Source organism: Streptomyces olivochromogenes (assembly GCF_001514115.1).
GTDB classification, from domain to species: Bacteria; Actinomycetota; Actinomycetes; order Streptomycetales; family Streptomycetaceae; genus Streptomyces; species Streptomyces olivochromogenes.
This window is the reverse complement of the sequence record NZ_KQ948457.1, coordinates 436,005-459,724: the sequence shown is the minus strand read 5'-3', so window position 1 is coordinate 459,724 and position 23,720 is coordinate 436,005. Positions and strand designations below refer to the sequence as shown.

Annotated in this window: 17 protein-coding genes; 7 read left to right on the top strand and 10 right to left on the bottom strand. The window is 68.3% G+C overall.

The window, feature by feature from the left end:
- Positions 1-158: 158 nt before the first annotated feature.
- The 8 genes from AQJ27_RS21940 to AQJ27_RS21910 all read right to left on the bottom strand — a co-directional run bounded on the left by AQJ27_RS21940 (position 159) and on the right by AQJ27_RS21910 (position 9,948).
- Positions 159-2,258, bottom strand: coding sequence for a serine/threonine-protein kinase (locus AQJ27_RS21940; protein WP_067371295.1), 2,100 nt, complete (start codon positions 2,256-2,258; stop codon positions 159-161).
- A 40-nt stretch (positions 2,259-2,298) separates the two neighbouring features.
- Positions 2,299-4,509: a protein kinase domain-containing protein gene (locus tag AQJ27_RS21935; protein ID WP_079065147.1), complete on the bottom strand. Its 2,211-nt coding sequence runs from the start codon at positions 4,507-4,509 to the stop codon at positions 2,299-2,301.
- 9 nt (positions 4,510-4,518) lie between these two features.
- Positions 4,519-5,463 (bottom strand): protein kinase family protein, encoded by a 945-nt coding sequence (locus AQJ27_RS21930; protein WP_067371293.1) that lies wholly within the window; start codon positions 5,461-5,463, stop codon positions 4,519-4,521.
- Positions 5,464-5,574: 111 nt separating this feature from the next.
- On the bottom strand, positions 5,575-5,874 hold the full coding sequence (locus tag AQJ27_RS21925) for a WXG100 family type VII secretion target (RefSeq protein ID WP_067371291.1): 300 nt from the start codon (positions 5,872-5,874) through the stop codon (positions 5,575-5,577).
- A gap of 75 nt (positions 5,875-5,949) precedes the next feature.
- On the bottom strand, positions 5,950-6,300 hold the full coding sequence (locus AQJ27_RS21920) for a WXG100 family type VII secretion target (protein ID WP_067371289.1): 351 nt from the start codon (positions 6,298-6,300) through the stop codon (positions 5,950-5,952).
- Positions 6,301-6,421: 121 nt separating this feature from the next.
- Positions 6,422-7,666 (bottom strand): S8 family serine peptidase, encoded by a 1,245-nt coding sequence (locus tag AQJ27_RS52325; RefSeq protein ID WP_279636205.1) that lies wholly within the window; start codon positions 7,664-7,666, stop codon positions 6,422-6,424.
- Between the two features lie 90 nt (positions 7,667-7,756).
- Positions 7,757-9,523, bottom strand: a complete 1,767-nt coding sequence (locus AQJ27_RS52320) for a WXG100 family type VII secretion target (RefSeq protein ID WP_079065145.1) — start codon at positions 9,521-9,523, stop codon at positions 7,757-7,759.
- A 2-nt stretch (positions 9,524-9,525) separates the two neighbouring features.
- Positions 9,526-9,948 carry a hypothetical protein gene (locus AQJ27_RS21910; RefSeq protein WP_341866086.1) on the bottom strand — a complete coding sequence of 141 codons (423 nt, stop codon included), beginning with the start codon at positions 9,946-9,948 and terminating at the stop codon, positions 9,526-9,528.
- A 610-nt stretch (positions 9,949-10,558) separates the two neighbouring features.
- On the opposite strand from AQJ27_RS21910, the gene AQJ27_RS21905 reads away from it, so the two are divergent.
- From AQJ27_RS21905 to AQJ27_RS21890, 4 genes are all read left to right on the top strand, one after another.
- Positions 10,559-11,035: a hypothetical protein gene (locus AQJ27_RS21905; protein ID WP_067371283.1), complete on the top strand. Its 477-nt coding sequence runs from the start codon at positions 10,559-10,561 to the stop codon at positions 11,033-11,035.
- An 11-nt stretch (positions 11,036-11,046) separates the two neighbouring features.
- Complete coding sequence (locus AQJ27_RS21900; RefSeq protein ID WP_067371281.1) at positions 11,047-13,344, top strand: hypothetical protein; 2,298 nt, start codon at positions 11,047-11,049, stop codon at positions 13,342-13,344.
- A gap of 83 nt (positions 13,345-13,427) precedes the next feature.
- Positions 13,428-13,859 (top strand): hypothetical protein, encoded by a 432-nt coding sequence (locus tag AQJ27_RS21895; protein ID WP_162489340.1) that lies wholly within the window; start codon positions 13,428-13,430, stop codon positions 13,857-13,859.
- A 76-nt stretch (positions 13,860-13,935) separates the two neighbouring features.
- Positions 13,936-14,472, top strand: a complete 537-nt coding sequence (locus AQJ27_RS21890) for a hypothetical protein (protein ID WP_067371278.1) — start codon at positions 13,936-13,938, stop codon at positions 14,470-14,472.
- A gap of 187 nt (positions 14,473-14,659) precedes the next feature.
- Here AQJ27_RS21890 and mycP read toward each other — a convergent pair whose 3' ends face one another.
- Together mycP and eccB are read right to left on the bottom strand one after the other, a co-directional pair.
- Complete coding sequence (mycP, locus tag AQJ27_RS21885) at positions 14,660-15,898, bottom strand: type VII secretion-associated serine protease mycosin (protein ID WP_067371406.1); 1,239 nt, start codon at positions 15,896-15,898, stop codon at positions 14,660-14,662.
- 85 nt (positions 15,899-15,983) lie between these two features.
- Positions 15,984-17,510, bottom strand: coding sequence for a type VII secretion protein EccB (gene eccB, locus AQJ27_RS21880; protein WP_067371275.1), 1,527 nt, complete (start codon positions 17,508-17,510; stop codon positions 15,984-15,986).
- Between the two features lie 194 nt (positions 17,511-17,704).
- On the opposite strand from eccB, the gene eccE reads away from it, so the two are divergent.
- The 3 genes from eccE (at position 17,705) to AQJ27_RS21865 (ending at position 23,701) form a co-directional block, all read left to right on the top strand.
- Positions 17,705-19,036: a type VII secretion protein EccE gene (gene eccE, locus AQJ27_RS21875; protein WP_096239893.1), complete on the top strand. Its 1,332-nt coding sequence runs from the start codon at positions 17,705-17,707 to the stop codon at positions 19,034-19,036.
- A 5-nt stretch (positions 19,037-19,041) separates the two neighbouring features.
- On the top strand, positions 19,042-19,908 hold the full coding sequence (locus AQJ27_RS21870) for a hypothetical protein (protein WP_425275218.1): 867 nt from the start codon (positions 19,042-19,044) through the stop codon (positions 19,906-19,908).
- A 358-nt stretch (positions 19,909-20,266) separates the two neighbouring features.
- On the top strand, positions 20,267-23,701 hold the full coding sequence (locus tag AQJ27_RS21865; RefSeq protein WP_067371271.1) for an SCO5717 family growth-regulating ATPase: 3,435 nt from the start codon (positions 20,267-20,269) through the stop codon (positions 23,699-23,701).
- The last annotated feature ends 19 nt before the right edge of the window (positions 23,702-23,720 follow it).

Genomic DNA, 23,720 nt, shown 5'->3' with positions numbered 1-23,720 from the left:
GGCTATGGCTGGTACCAGTGGAGCGACACGGGGAATCGCCGACGATACGAGGACAAACTGGCATCGTACGGCGATGCGTTGGTTCCCTATGCGGAGTCTGCGCGGATTCCCAAGGTGTCCACGCAGGCTGAACACACGTTGCCGGAGCATTCCGTGGCTCAGAAGACCGGCAGCGCGCAGAGCAAGTCGTCGTTTCTGATGAAGGCCCTGTTGCCGTCGACCGCGATCCCGTGGTGCTCGGCTTCGGGCAGTTCGTAGCTCCAGCCCGGATATCCGTTCTCCACGTACACGGCGTTCACCTCAGTCTTGTACGAGTCGTCGATCATCCACACACCGGTGCCATGGACAAGGACGGGACTGCCGCTGCTGCCGTCCTTTCGGGAAGTCCAGATACTGCTGCCGTCGGTGATGCCGACGCGTTCGGGAAACATCCCGCCGACCGCGTACACGGAGTCTCCGTGGACGCTCACGGGGCCCCATTCCGCGGGAACCTTGTACATGTCTCTGGTCGGGCGGGACCAGATCTCCTTGCCGTCGGCAATCCTTCGCGCGATCAGCTTCTTGCCGTTGAGGTACACGACTCCGTCCTGTGCGACGGGGATGATCCCGATCTTCTTCGCCTGGTTGCGCCGCTCCCACACCAAGCGGCCGTCACTCGTCGCCAGGGCCAGAACATGACCATCGGTCGTCGAGAGCACCAGACGTCCGCTGCCGACCGCTCCGTTCGAGGAGATCTTTCCGCGGTACTCCGGCGGAATCCGCGCTGTCCAGCGGACTTTCGCGTCCGAACGACCCACGCTGCGCAGCCGGTTGTCCTTCGTCACGGCGTAGACAGCTTTCTCGTCCGCAGCCACGAGAGACTTGGCGTCGGCGTCCGCCGTCCACTTGGGCTCGCCGGTCGACGCCACGAACGTACGCAGCGTTCCCTCAGTACCAAGGGCCACGATCAGCCGGTCGGACAGCGACAGGTAGTGACCCGGAAGTACATTCTGCGCCACCCAACGTTGCTTTCCGTCAACGACGTTGTAGGCCGCGATACCGCGCATCCCACCACTGCCGTAGTACCCGATCACGACGACATCCCGCACGGGCAATGGAGCAGCGGAATCCTGAGCCACCACCTCACGCAGGGTCCACAGCGCTTTCGGAGACCCGTCGACCAGGTAGTCGCCGTCGTCCGCGGAAAGCCGACGAGCCTCGGGGGTCTGCAGTGCGGCCGGAAAGGTGAACGGGTCCGGCTTCTGCTGACGTTCCTTCTGCCGGAGCAGCCACCAGCCCGTGGTGCCACCCGCTGCGGCGAGCACCGTGCCTCCTGCTGCGAATCCCGTGAGCAGACGCCGCCTGGTCACGGTCGTCACCCTTCCCGTCGTAGGTGGCGCGGTGAGCTGTCGTACCTGGCGTTCCCGGTCCTTGATCTCATCCCCCACCGGGCCGCGCCGCCACACCCGCTCGCTGTTCCTGGGCGCGGCGAATGCCGTGGCGATCTGCCCGGGAGCGGGCCGAGACGCACCGTCCTTGACCAGGCAAGGGGCGGTGAGTGCGTGCAGTTGGGGGGACAGACCGTTCCAGCGTGGCTCGCCATGAACGACCTCGTACTGGACGGCGGCCACATGCGCACCCTCGAAAGCGCGCCCGCCGGTGGCCGCGTAAACCAGGACGGCGCCCAGGGAGAACACGTCCGCGGCGGGCGCCACTCGCCGGCCCAGCACCTGCTCAGGGGCGCCGTACCCGGGCGTGACCGGGATCTGGCCGGTCGTGGTGAGCGTCAGGCCGTGCTCGGGGCGTGCGATGCCGAAGTCGATGATCCGTGGTCCGGTCGACGTCAGCACGATGTTCTGCGGCTTGAGGTCGCGGTGGATGAAGCCCGCTGCGTGAATATCGGCCAGCGTGCGCGCGATCGACGCGGCCAGGGCGCGTACACCTGCTTCATCGAAAGGCCCGTGTTTCTCGACCACTTGGTCCAGGGTCGGTCCGGTCAGGAACTCCGTTGCGATCCAGGGACGTCCCCCCTCGGTCTGCGCTCCAAGGACCGCCGCCACGCCCGGGCTCCGCACCGCCTGCGCCGAGAACGCCTCACGCACGAAGCGCTGGGCGAGACCCGGGTCGTGAGCGAGCTCCGGACGGAGCACCTTGATCGCGGCGACGGTGCCCGCGCCGTCCTGACCGACGTACACCTTGCCCATACCGCCCTCGCCGAGCACGCCGAGCAGGCGGTACGGTCCGAGGCGGATCGGGTCCCCGACACCCAGGGGTTTCATCGCTTGCTGCCTTCTCTTCGGTTCATCACAGGACGGCCGCTCACTTGAGGGGGAAAGCCGCAAGGAACTTGCCGCCCAGCGCGATGGTCACCTTGGCCTTCTCATGGGCGATGAAGCGATCTCCGGTGGTCTTGTACGAGGCTGTCGGCGTGCGCGATGCGAGATCGATCGCCCAGAGTGCCGAAGAACGCTTGCTGTATGCGCAGTCGGTGCCGATCACGGGCGCGGCGGACGTGTCCGCTTTCGTTCCCCCACCGCCCTTCTCCTCCCACTGCGCACGCCCACTTCCGGATGCGAAGGCGACGAGGCCGAGGCCCTTCTCGACGGCGTACACCACGCCGCCTATGACCGTCGGAGGGCCGTACGTGCGCCCGGGGCGCTCCGTCCTGGAGTCCCACACCTGAGTTCCGTCGCTCAGCCGTAGAGCCCGCAACCGGCCGCTGCCCAGGTAGAGGGTGTCGGAGTCGGTCGCCAGCGGCCGTTGTACGCGGTCCGGTGCTACACCGTCAAAGGGCTTCTCCCAGCGAACGGCGCCCGTGCGAATGTCGCGCACGACGACACGGACCTTGCCGTCGTTCGTCTCCTGAAGGGCCACCAGGTTGCTGCCGACGACTCGGGCCGTGAGGAAGTACAAGCGGTCGGATTTGTCCGGCCGCGTGGGCAGCGGCTTGGTCCACAGCCTCTTCCCCGTGCTGATGTCGACGGCGAAGAGCGACCAGGACTGGGATGTCAGAAAGTATGTGTCGTACTTTCCCTGGCCTGCCGCCGCATACACGACGCCGTCGGCCGTACACAGCACCTGGTTGTAGTCCATGACGCCGTTGAAGTCTGTGAACTGGGCAAATGGTTCAGCCGCTTTGCCCGAGACAAGGTTGACGGACGCGAGGATCAGGGGAAATCCTCCGGGCTTTCCCGCGTTGTTCTCGGACCCTTCCGCTGCCACCATCCGGACGAGCCGCTCACCGTCCGTCGCGATCTGCCAGTGGATCTCCATCTGGTCGGACGCCCACAAGACGTCTCCGGTCCTGGCGTCGATTCCGCCCAGACCTGCACCGGCCACGAGCGTAACCAGGTTTCCCACGGCGAGCGGCTCCACCGCCGGGACGGTCCCGTACGGGGAATCGGCGACCTGAATCTGCCAGAGCGAGTCGAGCTTCTTCCTGGGCAGCACGCTGTTGCTGGGACTCGTCACAGGCAGGTGCGGCTCAGACCCGGACCGTCGGCTCCACGCCCACGCTCCCGCCCCGACGGCCGCCGCGCCAAGTGCCAGTCCGCTTCCCGCCAGCAGCAGTCGGCGACGGGGCATCGTCGCGGTCGGTGCGGTCGGCGATTCCGCGTGCTGTGTGATCGGTGCGTCAAGACGCTGAGGTGTGATCAGCCAGACCTCGGTGGCACGGCGGCCGATCTCCGCGAGCAGCGGATCCGAGAGATGGTCGGCGAACTCTCCTGACCCGTCGTGGAGTTGGGCCGCGAGTTCCGATGTGGTCGGCCGCCGGAACGGGTTCTTGTCCAGGCACCGGCCGAGCAGGGGGACCAGGGCGGCGGGTACGTCGCTCAAGTCCGGCTCGCCGTAACGGACCCGGTAGAGCAGATCCGCGGTCTGCCCGTGACCGAACGGGCCACGGCCGGTGGCGGCGTAGACAAGCACTCCGGCGAGCGCGAACACGTCTCCCGCCGAGGTGTGTTCTTCGCCGCTCGCCTGCTCCGGCGACATGAAGGCCGGGGTGCCGACCGCGGCGCCGACCCTGGTGAGTCGGTCGTCGCCGATCGCGCGGGCGATGCCGAAGTCGATGACCTTCGGTCCGTAGGCCGTCACCAGGATGTTGGACGGCTTGAGGTCGCGGTGGACCACATCGGTGCTGTGCAGTTGACCGAGTGCCCCGCACAGCGCGGCTCCGAGGGCGCGTACGGTCGCCTCGGGGAGCGATCCGACCACTCCGACCGCCTCGTCGAGAGGCGGACCGAGCACATATTCGGTGGCGATCCAGGGAGTCTCGGCCTGCGTGTCGGCGTCCACGACCAGGGCACCGTGCCGTCCGCCGATGACGCGGGCGGCGTCGGCCTCCAGCCGGAACCTGGTGCGGGCGCTGGGGTCCGAGGCGATACCGGCAAGCATCGTCTTGACCGCGACGGTCCGTCCGCCCGCGGAGCGGGCCAGGTAGACCGTGCCCATGCCGCCGCTACCCAGGCGGACGATGGGGCGATACGAACCGAACGTGTGCGGGTCATCGTGAGTGAGCGGAGTAGGCATGCGGCGGCGTCAGTCCTGGCGGGAGGTGGACACGGTGGGGGGCGGGATCTCCGCGGCGAGTACGGTGGCCGATTGGTGAGCGATGGCGGCGATCACACGGCTCGGCAGCCAGCCAGGCCCTAGCAGGGCGGTGGTCGTGGTCGTGAACTCGGCGCTGGCAGACTCCTGGTTCAAGCCGGCGGCGAACACGCCCTGTAGTTCCGATAGTTGGGGGCGGGTTGCCGGGTCCCGTGACAGACAGCGGCTGATGACCGTTCGCAAGGCGGGCGGAAGTTCGTCGCCTTCTGGGGTCGTGTGGCCTGTCGCGGCGTACGCGAGCGTCGAGCCGAGCGCGTACACATCGCCGAGCGGACGCGGGTGCCCGCCGGCCGCCTGCTCCGGTGGCAGACTGCCCGGCTCAAGTCCCGGCAAGCCGGAACGGGGTGTGCCGTCCGGTGCCGCGGCCCGTACAGCGCCGAAGCAGGTGAGGCGTGGACCGTCGGCGGCGAGCAGTACGGCGGCGGGTGACAGGCCTGCGTACGTGAGTCCCTGCCCGTGCATGACGCCCAGGGACTCGGCAAGGGCAGCCCCGAGAGCGTGGACGGTCCGCTCAGGAAGGGGGCCGCCGTGCACGGCGAGGGCGGTGGGCAGGGGAAGCCCGGGCAGATAGGGACGGGCAGCCCAGGCCGCCTCCCCCGGTCCAGCACAGGTGACCGCGGACGCCACAAAAGGGCCGAGAAGGTAGCGGGAGGTGTCAGCCTCCGCCATGAAGCGCTGAGGGTCGGTACCGCGATGGGGAACACTGAGCAGGACCGTGTGCTCACCGTCGTCGCTGCGGGCGATGTAGCGCCGCTCCGGGACCGGGATGCGGCTGTAGGGATCGTCCAGCGCGGTGATCAGGACGTATGGACCGATCCGACGCGAGGCCGTGGCGCCTGCCTGGGCTGCACCGGGTCCAGCACCTGTCGCGTGCACCTGATTTCCCGTCCTTGCCGACCGACCTGTTGACCAACGACAGGGTGGGCGCCTCCCGCGCGCGCCCACCCTGCAGTTCCTCTACGAGGTAGTTCCTCTACGAGCCCCGTGCTACTGGAAGTAGCTGGCGCCCTTCTTGTCGCCTTCCATGTACGTACCGCCCGACGTGAACACGACGTGGCCGATGCCGGTCAGCGCCGTGTGAATGTCGGTGGCTTCCTTGTCCCACTTGTGCAGCTTCTCGTTGAAGGTGCCCTGAGCTTCGCCTTCCCAGTACTGCAGGCTGCTCACCACCAGCTGCTTGAGTTCCTGCAGATCCTGCTCAAGCTGCTTCGCCTCGTTACCAATCTTGGTCGCCGCGAAGTCGAGCCCGTCGTAAGTGACTGACAGTCCATCAGAGTTACGGCTCATACCCGTTTACCTCGTCTCGCTCGTGTGTGCCTCATGGGTGCCGGCGTGCCGCCGGCGGCGTCAGTACCGCGCGCCTCAGTAAGAACTCAGCGACGACGACGTGACCGTGGGAGCACCGTCCTGGACATCGATCTTGTTGACCGAGGCGCGCACCTCGTCTTCCTTGCTGTCCTTGATGTTGCGCGTCGCGGTCATCGCCTCGATGACATCACCGAGGATGTTGCCGATGTTCTGCAGGGACTCATTGATCTCGTACTGCTTCTTGTCGAACGCAGCGCGCCCGATGCCCTGCCACTGACCCTCAAGGCCGTCGATCACTCCCTGAAGCGCGTGCACACGCTTCCGGATGCCGTCGTACTTCTCGTACATCTGCTTCTGAAGTTGGACTACTGCGGCATCTTCGAGCTTCTGCTTGCCGGTGGCCATGATCAGCCTGCCCTTCCTCTGTCTGTGTCTCGGTCCAACTGTCTCGGCTCATCGCTGAGTAGCGGTGAGCACGTTGTCCATGCCCTGTGCGAACCGTGCAGGGCTCGGACGGCTGACGACGTCATCTGGCACGTCGCGCCCGCATGACGGCGAAACCGCCGCCTCCGATGACGATCACAGCGGTCGCGGCACCCATTGCGATCCACAGTGTGTTGCTGTCGCTCGACGAGTCCGCACTCGATCCTGCCGCCGACGTGGCGCCGCCAGAACCCTTTTCCGGGGCTTGTGACGCGGCTGATGCAGAGGCGGAGGGTGAGGACGAAGCGGAAGACGAGGACGAGTCTGCGGACTTGGCCAGCAGATCGCCACCGTTCTCCCTGGCGAGCGGATCGACGTTCGCAGGGCCGGGGTTGTAGTCGGGGTTCGCCAGAACCACGCGGGGTCGAACGGCGCCGTAGCCGAGATACGTGCTCGGATCGTTTTTCGGCCAGCTACGGCCCGCCGTATCGACCAGCGAACGGGTGACCTGGTTCACCGTCCAATCGGGATGGGCGGACCAGATCAGGGCGGCGGAGGCGGAGGCGATTGCGGTGGCCGAGCTGGTGCCGTTCACGTCGTCGCAGTACGAGCGGAAGTTCGCATCACACCACCCGGGGAAGTCCTGCCCCGGTGCTGTGAGGTCTACGTATCCTCCGTGCGAGGAGAACTTCGACACTGTGCCAGATTCGTCCGCAGCCGACACCCCAACTACGTATGGGAACGAGGCCGGATAACCAATCCTGCCATTGGTTCGACCGTCATTGCCAACCGCCGCGATCAACAACTTGCCCTTCGAAGCGGCGTATTCGATTGCCGCCTTGTCCTTAGGACTTGGCCCGTCTCCACCGAACGACATGTTGATGATCTTTACATCAGTGTCGGCTGCGGCCCTGATCGCGTCTACGGCGTCGGGCGTCTTCTGCTTCTCTTCCGCCCCACCCGTCAGACCTTCGAGCTCGATGCGATACGGAACGATCTTCGCCCCAGGCGCCAGCCCCTTCAGGCCGCCTCCTGCTCCCGTACCTGCTATCAACTCAGCCATGGTCGTTCCATGGCCGGTGTAATCGACGGTGGCGCGGTACGCGACCGACTTGGGTACTTCGTCGGTCAGGACCTGTCCCTTCAACGAAGAGGTATTTGCATCCACGCCGGTGTCGATGACAGCGACCTTGACACCCTTGCCCGTGCTGACCTTCCACATCTGCTCGGCCTGCATCGGTTCCAAGTACCACTGCTTCGACTGAACGTCGTCGTATGCAGCGGCATGAGGAGCAAACCCCAGGCTCACGGCGGCCAGGGCGCCAACGACCGCGCCCACAGCACGCACTCGTCTACCGCAGCGCGTTCTGTGGAACGTGGCCCGCTCGGCTCGTCGGCTGGTCCCTGACTTCATCGTGTTCCGTGTCCTCGCTCGCGCTCAGTTGACGACCGGCGGCACATCGCGCCGCGGCTTGTTGGGCAGGTGGGTCTCTTCGTCTTCGACCAGGTAGTCGGGGCGCGGCGCTCCCTCCGCATTTCCCTCGTCCCCAGGCTTTCCTTTACTGCCAGGTCCACGCACGAGGCCGGCGCCACCGCGTGTCATACCGTTGCGCTCGGCTCGGGCAGCGGAGTTACGCTCGGCCGGCCGACCACTGACAGCCTCGGACGATCTCGTAACGCCGCGAGAGGTGGTCGCGCTCGATCCGGGCCTCGCAGTAGTGGTCTCGGGCGCTCCGAAGACGCCACGCTGCCCGGGTCGACCGGTCGCAGAACGGGAGTTGGCCGTTTCCTCGGCACCGATGACCGTGCCGCGAGGAATCCGCGAGCCGCCCTTCGCCGGAGAGCCGGCAGCGGTCGTGGGCCGCCCCCCGACCACGCCGTTCTTACGGCCTGCGCCGGTGGTCGGGCCGCCGTTGGCGCGAGGCGTCGTCGCGCCACTGGCCCGCGGGGTACCACCGGTGACACCGCGGCCCATCGGGGACGGCTTGGCCGCGGAAGCAGCGCCCCTGGCAGCCGACTGACCAGTGGTTGTGGCACGGCCCATCGGTCCCGTCGAACGTCCCGAGCCCGAATTGCCCAGACCAGACGTTCCACCCCTGCCCTGAGTGGATGCAGGGGTCCGGACACCGCCTGATCCACCTACGTTCCGGCCTGAAATGCCGCTGGGGATGGGTGTCCCATACCCGCCCCCGAACAGATTGGTCTGCCCCCCACCCGTGGCAGGAGTACCCGTCACGGGTGGGGTGTGGCCGGTCACGGGCGTGGTCGTGGCTGGTGGCAGCGTGCCGACGCTGTCGATATTGGTACCGACGGGCTCGTCGGGCCGCGTGATTTTGCCGGTGACGTCCTTCGCGGGCGTCGGTTGGTCGCTTGTGACGTGCCTGGCCACATCGCTTGTCACCGTCGCGTGATGACCCGCGGGAGATGCCGTTCCGGTGCTTCCATGCGAGCCCGAGGCAGACCCTGAGGTGTCCTTCCGAATGGACTTCTCAGGCTGCGGAACGCCCACATCCGGCATGCTTTCGAACGTCGGAGCTTTCAGGCCCCCGAGTTCCTGGCTAGAGACCGCGTAGTACGACGCCAACCGATTCATCTGGTTGATCGCCTCTTGGCGGTCCTTCTCCACCCGTACGGCAGCGGCGTAATCTTCTTTGTTCGCAGTCTTCTCGGCCGCCGTGAAATGCTCGGGGCGCTTCCGGTTCGATTCCGTGTCACGAGACGGCATGGCACCGCGCACTGACGCCAGGCCTACGGCCGCAGCGGAGATCTGGTCGCCCGCACCTCCAGCGAAGGTGCTCAGTGCCGTCGTGCTCTCCACGAGATTCGTGCCCCACGTACGGAAGGCTTGGCCCGACTCTCCGACCCAGTGAACCTTGTCGATGTGCCCTTTGAGCTCGTCAGCCGCCGTTTTGATGGCGTCGCGAGCGTTCCACAGGGCCCTGCCCGAGGTTTCCAGGTCCTCCGGATCGGTTCCCGCGACGAGGTCGAGCATCTGGTTCAGGGCGAGATTCTTCCCGTCGAAGTCCGTGCTACCCCAAACGGTGCTCTTGTGCGGGTTCGTCTCGGCGACCGTACGCACGACGCCGTTGACCATCCTGGTGAACAACCCGCCGCCCTGCGGTAGATGCTCACCCGCCCTGGTGATGTCCGTGTAGTCGTTCTCGGCGGTGACTCGCTGCAGATCCGCATCGTGCTGGTCGGCCATCGTCAGTACCTCGCCCCGGTCTTCGAGTCGCGGGTTTGCAGCTTGCCGTCCTTCGCGTCCTGGATGTCTTGGATCTCCGCCTGGATCGCCCAGAAGCGCTGGCGCTGTTCCTCTTCGAGTTTGTCGAAGCCGTGAGCCGCGCCTTGCACGGCGATCCCGGTCGCCTCGATCTGGAGATGCAGGGTCTTCGACAGGGAGGTGAGCTCTTGGTGCACCCTGTCGTACTGCTTGTACAGGTCGTGCGCCTCAGGGAAGACACCCTCGGACCCATTGCTGAGAGATGTCAGCCTGATCCCCTGGGCGCTCACCTTCGTCGGATTGCCCGCCGAACCCTCAAGGTCGCGGAGTACTGCATCCACTCGATTCACGAACGCGGTCAGCAGCTCGCCACTGGTCTCCAGGTCCGCTGCCCTGGTCGCCGACACGCCCCCCACCATGTCTGCCGGAAGCACGACGCTCCTCCCCCGTTCCCCGTTATGTCTGTCGAATGAGGCGCCTGTCCGCTCTCCGTACGATCGCAAAGCGAACCGCACCTCACAACGCGTTTACCACTGTAGTCAACCTGTACATCCGGGCCAACCGGCTTACGTGTTAACTCAGTTACGAGACTGAACCAGGCGCCACACTTTGTCCGCTTTTGCCAGCCCACTGTGAACGAATGCACACCCCCTCCACACCGCGCCTCGCAGGAGGTGGACCGACCTTGAACGGGGTCGGCGCGGGCACCGCGGCACCGTTTGCGATCTTCATCAAACTTCTACACGCGACGACGGCGCCGGCTCAGCAGCAACTCCACTCAGACGTCAGGCGAGTTGCCGGGACGCCTCGCACACCCCTCCGGACCGCCGTTGCCGTCACCCGTCCACCGATCCGGCCTCCTTCGAACCTTCACGCCGAACAAACGACACACAACGGAGATTGCTCGAATTTTCCCTGCGCCTGGTTGCTAGCTTGACCGGACACCGCCGCGTCGAAATGGCAACATCCAACCGACGCGAACACCGAAAGCCAGGCACCGGGGGAAGGGGTCCGTCCATGGCATGGGACGAGTGGGAGCAGCTCAAGGCTCAGGCGAACGAACGGCAGTCGACCCACATGCGCCTCAATCAGCTGGCGCCAGACGGCGGAGGCGGAGGCGGCGGAGGGGATCTCGTCGTTCGCCAGGACGACCTCGGCGCCGTCGGGCATGAGGCGCACATCCTCTACGAGGACCTCCACGCGGGGGCCGACATCGCCGGAGCGGGGGCCGGCAAGGACGGGGTCGGTTCGACGATGCAGGCGGCAGCCACGTTGAAGTCGCACGCTTTCGCGACGGGCACCGCCCTGGAGACGACCGTCGCGATCTGGACGTCTCAGGTCAAGTCCGTACTACAGGCCTGCGCGCATATCTCCAACCACCTGGACTACAGCAAGAAACTCCATACGGAGGACGACGCGAAGATCGGGGCCGTCCTCAGCGGCCGTGACGGCTCTGCCGTGTCGGTGTCGAAGCTCAACGAGTACTTCAAGTAGGGGAACCACCAGTGGCTCTCACGTTCACGGACCTCATCGAGGTCGACCTCGACAAGCTCGGTACCGCCGTGTCGGACTGGAAGAAGACCGTCGACGGTCTCAAGACATCGGCGGAGAACGCCAGCAAGGGAATGCAGGCCAAGTCGGACTCCGCCCATTGGGCCGGCGTCAACGCGACGGTGACGCGGGAGTTCATCACCAAGACGACGAAGGAGATCTCGGACCTCCACACCGAGGCGAACAGCATCTACCAGGTGCTCAACGACGGGCACACGGAGCTCGCCTCACTCCAGAAGCAGATCAAGAACGCCGTGGAGGTGGACGCGGGCAACCTCGGCATCCGGGTCGAGGACATCGGCGAGGGAAAGGTCCGCTGCTTCTTCCCCCACGTTCGCGGCGACACCGACGAACGTACGCAGGAGCAGCTCGACGCCAGGCAGGAGCTGGAGGGCCGGATCAACGGGATCCTCGCCCACGCCGCGGAGATCGACGCCTCGGTCGCCCGGGCACTCGGCAAGAGCCACGGCAACGACGCCAACAACGCGGGCCACAGCAACTACGAGTCCCTGAACGACGCCCAGGCCGAACGCGCCCTCGAACTGGCCCGCAAGGGTGACAAGATGAGCGACGCGGAACTGCAGGAATTCAACCGCCTGATGCGTTTCAACGGCCGTGAGAAGGACGGCGAGTTCGCGACCGAGTTCTACCAGGGGCTCGGTGGGCCGGAGAAGACGCTCGAGTTCTACGCCGCGATGTCGATCAACGGCACCGACGCGGACGCGAGCAAGGTCCGCCTCGACGCAGTCCGGGACCTCCAGAAGAACATGGGGTTCGCGCTGGCCAACGCCACGGATCCGGACACGAAGCACCACCTGCCGAGCAGTTGGGGAGACGACTTCCGCCGCCTGGGGACTCAGCCGATCGGCTGGCAGAAGGGCCAGTGGAACAAGCCGTACGGTTACCAGGTCCTCGGTGGCCTGCTGCGCTACGGCAACTACGACCCCAAGTTCCTCGATCCGATCGCCGAACACGTCACCCAGCTGCACAAGAAGGACCCGTACTTCTTCCTCAACAACAAGCCCATGGGCCAAGAGGACATTTACGGCTTCAACCCCTCGGGCAGTCTGGGGACAGGGAACGATCCGCTCAACAGCGTTCTGGAGGCACTGGGGCACAGTCCCGAGGCCTCGGAGAAGTTCTTCACCCAGCCGCCGACCGCGTACAACGAAGACGGCACGGTGAAGAAGGGCGGCGATCCGGGCTTCAATTCGTATCTCGACGTGTTCACCGACAAGGACTTCGAGTGGACCGTCGACACAAACGACACGAACGTCCTGGCCGACGAGGACAAAACGAAGAACGCGCTGACCTTCGGCCCCGAGGCCCTCGGCCACGCGCTGGAGTCGGCGACGACGGGTCGGCCGTACGACAGTGACGGCACCAGTGACGCGATCCGGCACACACCCGAGCGGGCCGAACTCGTCCAGAACATCGTCACCAAGTTCGGCGAGAACCCTGATCTGATCCGGCACAACGAAAACGGCGACCTGGACGAGGAGAGCGGGCCTCTCTACGCGATGCGCGGAAGCCTCGGCGACATCACGGCGGAGTACATGGGGGATTTCCAGCGGACCTTCGCCAACTCCGACGGCGATCAGTTCACATCGTTCGGCGCATCAGTGGATATGACCTCGTCCGATGCGCACCGCTTCCTCGCCGAAGTCGGCCAGGATCCGGACGCCTACGCTTCGATCACCGCCGCCCAGCAGGCCTACACGGCGAACGCCGTCAACGATGTGATCAACGGGGACAGCGACTCTTCGGTTTCGGACGCCGAGCGACTGCGTAACGCCACACGCCCCGGGGGCATCATCGCGGGCATCATGAGCGAGTCGCGGGCCGACGCCGTGCTCGACTATCACACGGCCTCGGACACAGAGTTCAACGAAGCCGCCGCGGACAAGCAGAAGTGGGTGGACCGCATCCTCGGGATGGGCATCGAAACGGTCGGTGAGCGGGTTCCGATCGCCGGCACCGTACTTGGCTGGGCCTCTGAAGATATCCAGGATTCGGTCATGAAGAGCATCGAGCAGGACTCCTCGGACCAGGCCGAAGGCGACGCGACGCGCACCTATCACGAGGGACGCAATGCGTTGTCGGATTCCGTGAAAACTGCCGTGGACGTCGCCACGCGCAACAGCGACCTCAGCTACGACACCATCAACGATCTCAAGGACTCGGCGGCGAACGGTGCTGACGACGGGCACACGGCAGGCGCTGCGATGGAGAGTGCGGGAGACGCATCGTGATCAGAGGTAGGACCACCGGCGCGCTCGCTGCACTGGCGATTCTGTCCCTCACCGGGTGCTCCGGTGAGGAGAAGAACTATGCGGTGCCCAACGAGCTGTGCGGTGCCCAAGTGAAACCCGAACTTACCCGGGCTCTGCTCCCCAGCGGCGACAAGATCCGGGTCCTCAAAGAGGCGTCCAACACGGCGTCACCGCACCAGTTCTGCACGGTGTCGGTGGACGACAAGGTCCAGCTACGCACCGAGGGTGCCTGGCAGGCCGCTGGAACCACCGCCGAGAAGGCCGCCGAGAAGAGCCTTGTATTCAACACGCGATCTACTGAAGACGGCCGGTTCGCGATAGGGCGTGGCGCGGCGGTCACCGTTGTGGATTGCAAGAACTCCAAGTACAAGGCGGAGCGGTTCTCCTTCAAAATTCACGTGAACCATCCCGAGGGAGACATCGACGACAAGATGCAGCGTTTCCTCGCCGCCTTCTCCGAGTCCTACAGCAAGACGCTGCCCTGCCAGGACTGAAGACGACGCAGGGACACGTCGCCAGCGATCGCGTTCCTGCGCCCATTGCGCCCTCGGAAAAGGAAAATGGCGAGAGTTGACGTACAACGTGCGCTTCGCCGTGCTCGTGGCCATCACGGTCGCGAGCGGGGCAGTCGGTTGCTCGTCGAACGAGCAGAAGCAGGAGTACACCGTCCCGAAGGCCCTGTGCGGAGTGTCCGTTCCCACCGACGCTCTCTCTCACCTTCTGCCCGCCTCCGGCAAGAAGCTCACCGCCGACGAGGTGGAGGGTTCGAGTGAAGACGTGCGGCTGTGCAAGGTCACCGTCGACGACGTCATGGTGTTGACGTTGAGCAGGGAGCGAATCGACGCCGGTGATTCGGCGCAGCACATCCTGTTCAGCCAACTCTCCATCGCGCGGCCGAAGTCCGCTCAGGACGGCACTATCGCGTACGCCGACCAGGCCGCTGTGTCGCTGATCAAGTGCCGCGGAGCCGGTGTGGAGAAGGAGGACATCAGCACCCTCGTCAAGGTCTTGAAACCGGCGCGGCCGGACGAGTCGGCCATGAAGAACCTGATTTCCGGCTACACCGCTGCGCTCAACAAGCAGGGACCCTGCAAGCGGGGCTCCTGAGCCGGTGCGAGGTGGGGGTGGGTAGGCAGGTGTTCCCGCAGTGCGGGACGGCAGCGGGCGCCTCGCGCGAATCCCGAGGCGCCTGTGTGCTCCAGCGGCTGGTTCAACGGCCCTTGGTCCTCGATCGGCATCACGTATTCGGCGCCGGTGCCGATGCGTTGCCGGAGATTCGTCTCGACGGGCCGCGTCACGCCTCCCCGCCCACCCCCCGTCGCCGCCTCCGCGTGTCCCGTATCGCCACCGCCGCGCCCCCCAGGCCCGCGACCACCACAAGGCCACCGACGACCACGTAGGTCGCCAGGCGGGTGTTTCGTTCGTCCGAGGTTTCGCCGAAGTGGAGGGGGGCGACCGAGGGGGCCTCCGCGCGGGTCACTCCCTCCTCGGCCTTGGGGGTCTCCACCGGGTGAGCCGGGTCGACGTCCGTCAGGGCCTTGACGGGGTCGACCACACCCCAACCGACGAGGCGGTCGCGGCCGGACACCGAGCGTTCAGCGGTCTGTTCGATCTGGGCGACGATCTCGCGGGCGGTCCACTTGGGGTACTTGGACTTCAGGAGGGCCGCCACGCCGGCCACGTAGGGGGCGGAGAAGCTGGTGCCGTTGTCGGAGCAGTGGCCGCCGCCGGGGACCGTGGAGATCATGTCGACGCCGGGAGCCGCCACGCCCACGAACTCATTGGACTGGGAGAAGGAGGCGCGTTCGTTGTTGCGGTCGGAGGCCGCGACCGAGAGGACGCCCTTGTACGACGCCGGGTAGGTGATCTTGACATTGCCGCCCAGTCCGTCGTTGCCGGCCGAGGCGACGACCACGACCTGCCGACCGAGGGCGTAGTCGACGGCCTCCTGCAGGCTCGCGGCGGGTTCGACGGCATTCGCCGTGTCCTGGGAGATGTTGATGACGTCGGCGCCCTCGGCGACCGCGTGGCGGATCGCCAGGGCCAGGGTATTCGCCGTTCCGTCGCCCTCCGCGTCGTTCTGCTTGATCGGGATGATCGTGGCGTCCGGGGCCAGGCCGACGAAGCCCGTGCCCTTGACCGCGCGGGCCGCGATGATGCCGGCCACGCGCGTGCCATGGCCGACGGTGTCGGTGGTGCCCTGCGCGTTGCCGCGGTCGATCTTCTCGCCCTTGGCGTTCTTGGGCGGAAGGTAGTTCTTGCCCTTGGAGGCGTCGACAGCATGGGTGAGCTGGGAGTTCTTGATGTCGACTCCCGTGTCGATCACGGCTACCTGGACGTTCTTGCCGGTGGACTGCGCCCACAGCTCGTCGAGGTTGACGCGTTGCAGCGCCCAGGGGCGGCCCGAGTACTTCTTCGACGGGAACGTGCACTGGCCGCTGTCGTCCGCCCGGGCCGCTGTCGGCGGCAGGGCCAGTACCGAGGTCGTCGCGGTGAGGGCGGTCACGGCGGCCAGGGCCGATGTCCTGGTCACGGCCCGCCTGCCGCGTCCGGTTCGCAACCACGCCGTCCTCAGCGTATCCGCGTTCAGCATGAGTTCGTTCTCCTCCCGCCCGCGGCTACGAGCCCTGCGGCTGCCGCGCCGCCGCCTCGGACAGGCGCGGGCCGGTCGGCAGGAACGTCGACCACTCCGCTGGGATGGGCACGGGAGCCACCTTCTCGTAGCCGAGGTGGGTCTGGGCGATCTTGGCCTCGTTCAGCTCCTCCTTGCGCTGCTCGGCGGAGGTGCCGATGCCACTGTCGTTGGTGGCACTGTCGCTGTTGGACTGGAGGGCGTAACGCAGACCGGTGTCGGTGACCAGGAACACGCCGCCCGCCTTCGTCTCCGTGCCTTGGAACTGGCGGTAGAGCTGGCCGGAGCCGGCGGTGACGTACGCGCTGGAGGACCCCGTGGGCAGCTGCGCGGGGAAGTCGGTACCCACCCAGGCGGAAAGGGCGGTCGTGCCCTTGTTCCCGTCGACCGAGCGCAGGACGTTGCAGACCGTGTTGCGGCCGCTGGTGGCGCTGGAGCCGTCGTTCACCGTCTTCGGCTGGTGCGTCGGCCAGTTCTTCTCCGCCTCGAACGTCGTGCTGTCGACGACGGCGCCGGGGCTGACCTGCTGTGCCTCGCCCGCCTGCCCCACGCCTACGAGGGCCCCGCTGTTGAGCAGCAGCGTGGCGGTGAACTCGGAGATACGGGCCACGCGGCCGGGCAGCACCACGTAGTACTGCATCAACTGGCCGTCGTACGCCTTGATGACCATGCCGACCTTGTCGTACTGCCCGAGGCTGCTGGACGCGCCTGCCTTGCCCCCCGGTGTGCCGTCGATCTTCGGAATCGAGATCGCGGCGCCCCTGTGCAGGGTGTCGAGCCATTGCTGGGAGACGCGCTGCGGGGCGCGCCCCTGGGTGTCGAGGGCCTTGAGCAACTCCGTGTCGGCCGGGTCGGCCAGCTGGTACCTCGTACCCTGCGCGTCCACGACGTACTGGGTCTTGCCGTCGGGGGCGACGACGTACATCAAGTCCCCTCCGGAGAGCCTGCTGCTGCCCTCGGTCTTGGACCAGTCCTTCTTGGCGAAGACGAACGCCGCCTTCTGGATGGCCCGCCCACCGGCACTGGGGCGCTCGCAGACCGCCCAGTGCTTGTCGGTCTCGGCCTCGCCGGGAGAGGGCAGGCGGTCGGGGGCGTAGGGGATGCCGATCGTGGCGCCGTGCGGGGGCTTGCCACTGTCGAGGATTTTCTCGTCGACGGTGATGACGCTGTCCTTGCTGGGGTCCAGCAGCAGCTTGGCGGAGGCCATGTTGAGAACCGGGTGCAGCTGCGCCTGCTTGCCCGTCTTCAACACCACATACCTCGTCGTCGACTTGCTCGCGACGATGACGTGCGCTCCCGGCTCGGCCCAGCCCTTGGGCGCCGTCGGGCTGAACATGCCGATCCCGCCGAACACCGCGAGGATCACCACGCCCACGACGACGCCGGGCACCAGCGCGCTCAGCGGCTTGGGCGCGCCTTCCTCCGAGCCTGCCGGAGAAGGCTGGAGAAAGGAGGCGAGCGTGCGTCGCTTCGCGAAGGTGTAGGCGTTGAGCTGGTCCCGCCGAGATGCCATGTGTGCCTGTTTCTCCCCGTGTATCGCCTGGCGGCGCTGGGGGGTACACCGTCCCCCGCCCTCCGTTGTCAGACCGGCCCCCTACTATGCCTGGTAAGGGATCGGTCTTGTGGAGCGGGTAGGGTATCGGGGCCCTCAAGGGCCCTGTGTGGTGGCGTTGTTCCAATGAGTTGTGAGGAAAACGGGGGGATGCAGTGATGGCTTCCGGAACGCGGTTCCGGTCGCGTGACCGGTCGCGGGAGCAGGGCTCCTCGGCATCCCGGTCGCAGCGGTCCGCGCCGCCCGCGCGGGCGCAGGGACAGACGGGGGCGCTGCATCTCAAGGTGCGTCCCGGGCAGTCGGGGTCGTTCCGGTTGCAACGGATCGTTCTGTTGGAAATCGCCGCCGCCGCGCTGCTCGTCGGCTGGATCGTCGGTCCGTTCGCGCTGATGCCGGCCGCTGTCGTCGCGGTCGCACTCGTCCTGCTCGCCTTCGTACGGCGCCGGGGCCGCTCGTTGCCCGAATGGCTCGCCACGGCACGGGCGTTGCGGGCGAGGCAGCGGCGCGCGGCGAGTACGCCGATACCGCCCGGGACGGAGCCCGGTCTCGCCCCGGCCGTGGAGTGCGACCCGGGCCTGCGGACCTCCGCGTACAGCGCGCGGGACCGACGGCCCGTCGGCGTGATCGGTGACGGTACGTTCGTGACCGCCGTCCTTCAGGTGGAGGCCGACGCGACCGCGCTGCGCGCCGAGCGGAGTCGGCAGCCGCTCCCCCTGGGGCTGGTGCGGGACACGCTGGACGTGGACGACATCCATCTGGAGTCGGCGCAGATCGTGCTGCACACGCAGCCCGCGCCCGCGCTGCACCTGCCACAGCAGTCCGTGGCCGTCAGCAACTACGCGCCGCTCCAGGAGCAGACCGGGGCACCCGCCGTGCGCATCACCTGGATCGCGTTGAAGCTCGATCCGGAGCTGTGCCCGGAGGCGGTGGCCGCGCGCGGGGGTGGACTCGTCGGCGCGCAGAAGTGCGTCGTGCGCGCCGCGGACCACCTCGCGAGTCGGCTCACGGGGGCGGGTTTTCGTACCACGGTGCTCAATGAGGAGGAGTTGACGGCCGCGGTGGCGACCTCGGCGTGTGCCAACCCTCTGGTGACGGCCGAGGCGGGACGCACCGACCTGCCCGCGCGGCGGACCGAGGAGTCCGGCCGCAGCTGGCGCTGCGACAACCGCAGACACACGACGTACTGGGTGCGGCGCTGGCCCCAACTGGGCGGTGGCGGCGGCCCTTCCCTGCCGCAACTCGTCGCGCTGCTCACGGCCGTGCCCGCGCTGGCCACCACCTTCAGCCTGACGCTGCGGCGCGGAGAGCGCCAAGAAGTGTCGCTGTGCGGGCACATGCGGGTGACCGGCCGCAGCGACGACGAACTGGTCGCGGCGCGCCGCTCGTTGGAGCACGCCGCCCGCCAGGCCGGCACGGGGCTGGCCCGGCTCGATCGCGAGCAGCTGCCCGGTGTGCTCGCCACGCTGCCTCTCGGGGGTGTTCGCTGATGGCCATGACCACAGGTGGAGCCACCGCCTCGGGGGCGTACGGGAACGGGAATTCGGGCGGTTTCGGGGCTTCGGGACCGTACGGGGCTTCGGGGGATCCGGGAGTTCGTGGAGCCTCGGGGGCCGGATCGGCCGGCTCCCCCGCCTCGGTCCCGGAGCCGGGCCGTGGACGTCTGCGCAGCGGGTTCGGGCTGCTCGGGCCTCGGCACGGGCGGCACTCGCTGTCCGTGGAACAGGTCGACTCGCTCGCGCTGCCCATCGGGGACGACGGGGTCGTCATCGGGGTGGACGCCGAGGGGCAGCCCGCTGTCCTGGGGCTCAACCGGCCGACGCCGTACGACGTCGTCCTGATCGGCGGTCTCTGGACCGCGCAGGTGCTCGCGCTGAGAGCGGCGGCCACGGGGGCGCGCGTGGCCGTGGAGACGGGGCGCGCGCCGGCCTGGATGCAGATGGTGCACGCCATGGGCGGCGGGCAGAACGGCATGAGCGTGCACGACGTGGGGCGGGTTCCGCCCCAGGGCTCCTCGGCAGGCAACCCGGTGCTGGTGGTGCGCGACTGCGGGATGCGGCCGCCGCGCGGGCGTGTGGTCTCCGGCCCCTGGCAGTCGGTGCTGACGCTGTTGCCGTATCTCAGCCCGGTGGCCCCCCGGTTGCTGCGGCAGGCGCGGCTCGTCGGCGTGCAGCGGGTCTCACCGGACGAAGCCGCTGAAATAGGGCGGGCGTTGGCGCTGCCCCGAGGCGATGTGGACTCCCTGCCCACGCTCGCCGACGGGGTCACGCTCTGGTGCGCCGACCGCGACCGGCAGTACGTGATGACTCAGCCCACGGACGCCGAGACCGGATTGTTCGGTACGCCGCGAAGGATGGACTGACCGAGCGTCCCCGAGCATCGCCGACTCAACATCGGTCCGTAATTGGACCTTTGGGAACGATTTCCCCCTTGTCGCGCCCGGCTTGTTCACCACGATTGCCCGTTTTGTTAACTCCCTTGATGCGTGCGTACTCCGCTTCTGGGCAAGGTGTGACGGAGCGGACCCGTGCGGAGGGGCGGACGGGCCTGCCGTCGTGGCGCTCGTGGTGATTAGGCTGGGACCGGGCGCGGCCCGTATCCCTCGACCCACCCGTCGACGGACGCGCCCGCGCCTCGCACGAAGAGACGCGATGACCGACGCGAAGCGAACGGTCGCGTCAGCACGGCATTGAGGGTGCTTGACCACACCAGGAGGAATTGTGAACAGCGATCGGGACGGGATCCGCGGGGGCTGGGCCACACCCGGCGATGACCAGTCCGACGCGGAGTCCGCCGTCGAGGCGACGGGCGAGTTCACCATCGACTACGCGCCGCCCGCCTGGTACACGCAGAACGCGTCGGGCCATTCGGCCCAGGCCTCACCGACCCCACCTCCCCCGGCTCCGCCCGCGCCGTCCGCTCCGCCGGTGTCGTTCGACCCGGCCGCACCGGTTCCTCCGGCCGCGCCCGCCGCGTCGGCGGCACCGGTGCCTCCGGCCGTGCCCGCGTCCGGGCCGCAGCCCGCCTGGACGCCGCTGGTCGTACCGGCCGACGAGGCGGGTCTCGGGAACGGTGACATCGAGAGCGGCACGACCATGCGGTTCTCCGCCGCCGCGCTCAAGCGTGAGTTCGCGGAGCGGGAGGCCGCGGCCCGAGCCGCCGAGGAGACGTCCGCAGGCCCGGCCGGGGACGCCGCTGTCGCCGAGGGCGCGCCGGTCGGTGACGGACCGGACGGCGAGGACACGACCGGCGGTGACTTCGAGCTGAGCGCGCCCGCCGTGCCGGCCGGGGAGCAGCAGTCCCCCGAGGCCTCCGGTGAGGCCGCGGCAGGCGGCGAAGCGCCCACGCCGGCGGAAGGCGCGAACGCGGGCACGAGCGAGCGCGACGGCACCGGCGCCGCCGTCGCGGGTGACGACTCCGACAACAGCCCCGTGGGCGACGGCTCCGACCCCGCCTACTCCGCAGCGGGACAAGGGCAGGGGTCCACGGACGGCGGGGCCGACGTGACGGACCCGGCCGGTGGTGAAGACGGCCCGCACGGTGAGGTCGAGGCACCGCAGGTTCCGGCCGACGCGGGCGACGACGACTCCGAGGACGTCACAGCCGCAGCCACAGCCGCAGCCGCAGCCGCAGCCGATGGTGGCTTCAAGGAACCCGCGGGTGACTCCGACGGCGACGTCGAGGGCGCCGAGGGTGCCGCGGGCGCCACTGACGTGGAGGGCGAGCGGCCCGTTGCCGCCGCGACGGCGGAGACCGCGGCTCAGGACTCCGCTCCCCAGGCCCCCGTGTCCCAGGACGCGGCGGCGCACGAAGCCGATGACTTCGACGACTGGCCCCAGGACCTCGCGCCGAACACCTCGCCGGACGCCGGGACCGACGTACCGCATCACGCGCAGACGGCCGCACCCGCCTGGGCTCCCCCGCCGATGCCGCAGAGCGGACTGCCGCCCCTGCCGCCCGCCTACCAGCCCGCCGCCCCGGCCCCGGCGGCCCAGTGGCCCTCCCCGCAACCGGTCGTGCCACCGCAGCCCGGGCCTCCTCAGCAGCCGCAACCGACGGCCGCGCAGGGACAGGCACCCGTGCCGCCGCAGCCCTCGGTCGCGCAGGGACAGCCGACCGTGCCGCCGCAGCCGACCGCCGCGCAGGGACAGCCGCCCCTGCCGCCCCAGCAGGGTGGCTACGGCTTCCCCCATCAGCAGCCTCAGCAGCCCCAGCAGCAGCCCTACCCGGGGCCGCCGCCCGCCCAGCCGATGATCCAGCCGATGGTCCCGCCGCAACAGCCGCTCGCCCAGCCGCAGCCGCCGTTCCAGCCGCAGGCTCCGCAGCCCGCGCCCGCCGCCTGGCATCCGCAGGGCACGCCTCCCGCGCCGGGCCCCGTGGCCCCTCCGGTCGCCGACGCTTCCGTACCAGCGCCGCCCGCACCGACCGCGCCGCAGGACGGTTACGGCTTCCCGCACCCCGGGATTCCGGCTCCCTCCGCGCCCAACCCCCCGGCCCCGCCGACCGGTTACGGGTTCCCGCAGCCAAGTGCCCCCGTCCCGCCCCAGGGGGGACCGCAGCAGAGCGGCTACGGATTCCCGCAGACGGGCGCGCCCGCTCCCCAGCCGACCCCGCCGCAGGCCAACGCGCCACAGACCGGCGCACCGCAGGCCAACCCGCCCCAGCCCCCCGCACCGCAGGCCGCCGGCCCGCAGTCGGGCTACGGCTTCCCCCAGCCCCCGGCTCCGAACGCGCCCCAGCAGGGCGGCTACGGCTTCCCCCAGCAGCCCCACCCGGGACCGCAGCCGCAGGCGCAGCAGGCACAGCCCCAGCCGCCGGTGGACCCCCGTACCGGAGCCGCCTGGCCGCAGCCCATCCAGCACGACCAGCGTCAGCCCACCAACCCGGCCGCCGCCCCGCTCGGGTACACGGCCGCGGTGGAGTTGTCCTCCGACCGGCTGCTCAACAACAAGAAGCAGAAGGCCAAGAGCGGTCGCCCCACCGGCGGCTCCTCTCGGTTCAAGCTCGGCGGGAAGAAGGAAGAGGCCGAGCGGCAGCGGAAGCTGGAGCTGATCCGGACGCCGGTGCTGTCGTGCTACCGGATCGCCGTCATCAGCCTCAAGGGCGGTGTCGGCAAGACGACGACCACCACCGCGCTCGGCTCCACGCTGGCCACCGAGCGACAGGACAAGATCCTGGCGATCGACGCCAACCCGGACGCGGGCACGCTCGGGCGCCGGGTGCGCCGCGAGACCGGGGCCACCATCCGCGACCTCGTGCAGGCGATCCCGTACCTGAACTCGTACATGGACATCCGGCGGTTCACCTCGCAGGCCGCCTCCGGCCTGGAGATCATCGCCAACGACGTCGACCCGGCCGTCTCCACGACCTTCAACGACGAGGACTACCGGCGCGCGATAGACGTGCTGGGCAAGCAGTACCCGATCATCCTGACCGACTCGGGCACCGGTCTGCTGTACAGCGCCATGCGCGGGGTGCTCGACCTCGCCGACCAGCTCATCATCATCTCCACGCCGTCCGTCGACGGTGCCAGCAGTGCCAGTACGACGTTGGACTGGCTGTCGGCGCACGGGTACGCGGATCTGGTCTCGCGGTCCCTCACCGTCATCTCCGGGGTGCGCGAGACCGGCAAGATGATCAAGGTGGAGGACATCGTCGGCCACTTCGAGACGCGCTGCCGCGGTGTCGTGGTCGTGCCGTTCGACGAGCATCTGGCCGCGGGCGCCGAGGTCGACCTCGACATGATGCGGCCCAAGGTGCGGGAGGCGTACTTCAACCTGTCCGCGATGGTCGCCGAGGACATCGTGCGTCACCAGCAGTCGCACGGCCTGTGGACGAACGACGGCAACCCGCCGCCGGTGGCCGCCCCGCCGATGCCGGGTCAGTACCCCTACCCGCAGGGCCAGGGCGCGCCGGGCGTGCCAGGAGCACCGATGCCGGGGCAGCAGCCCCATCCTCAGCAGCCGGGCCAGCCGTACGCGGGACCCCCGCAGCCCGGCCAGCCCTATCCGGGGCCTCCCCAGCCTCCGCAGCCGGGCCAGCAGTTCCACCCCGGCCAGCCGCCCAGTCAGCCGGGTCAGATGGGTCAGCCCTATCCGCCGTACCAGGGCCAGCCCCCGCAGACTCCTCCCCCGCCCGCACCCCCACAGCAGTAACCAGACATCAGTAACCCGA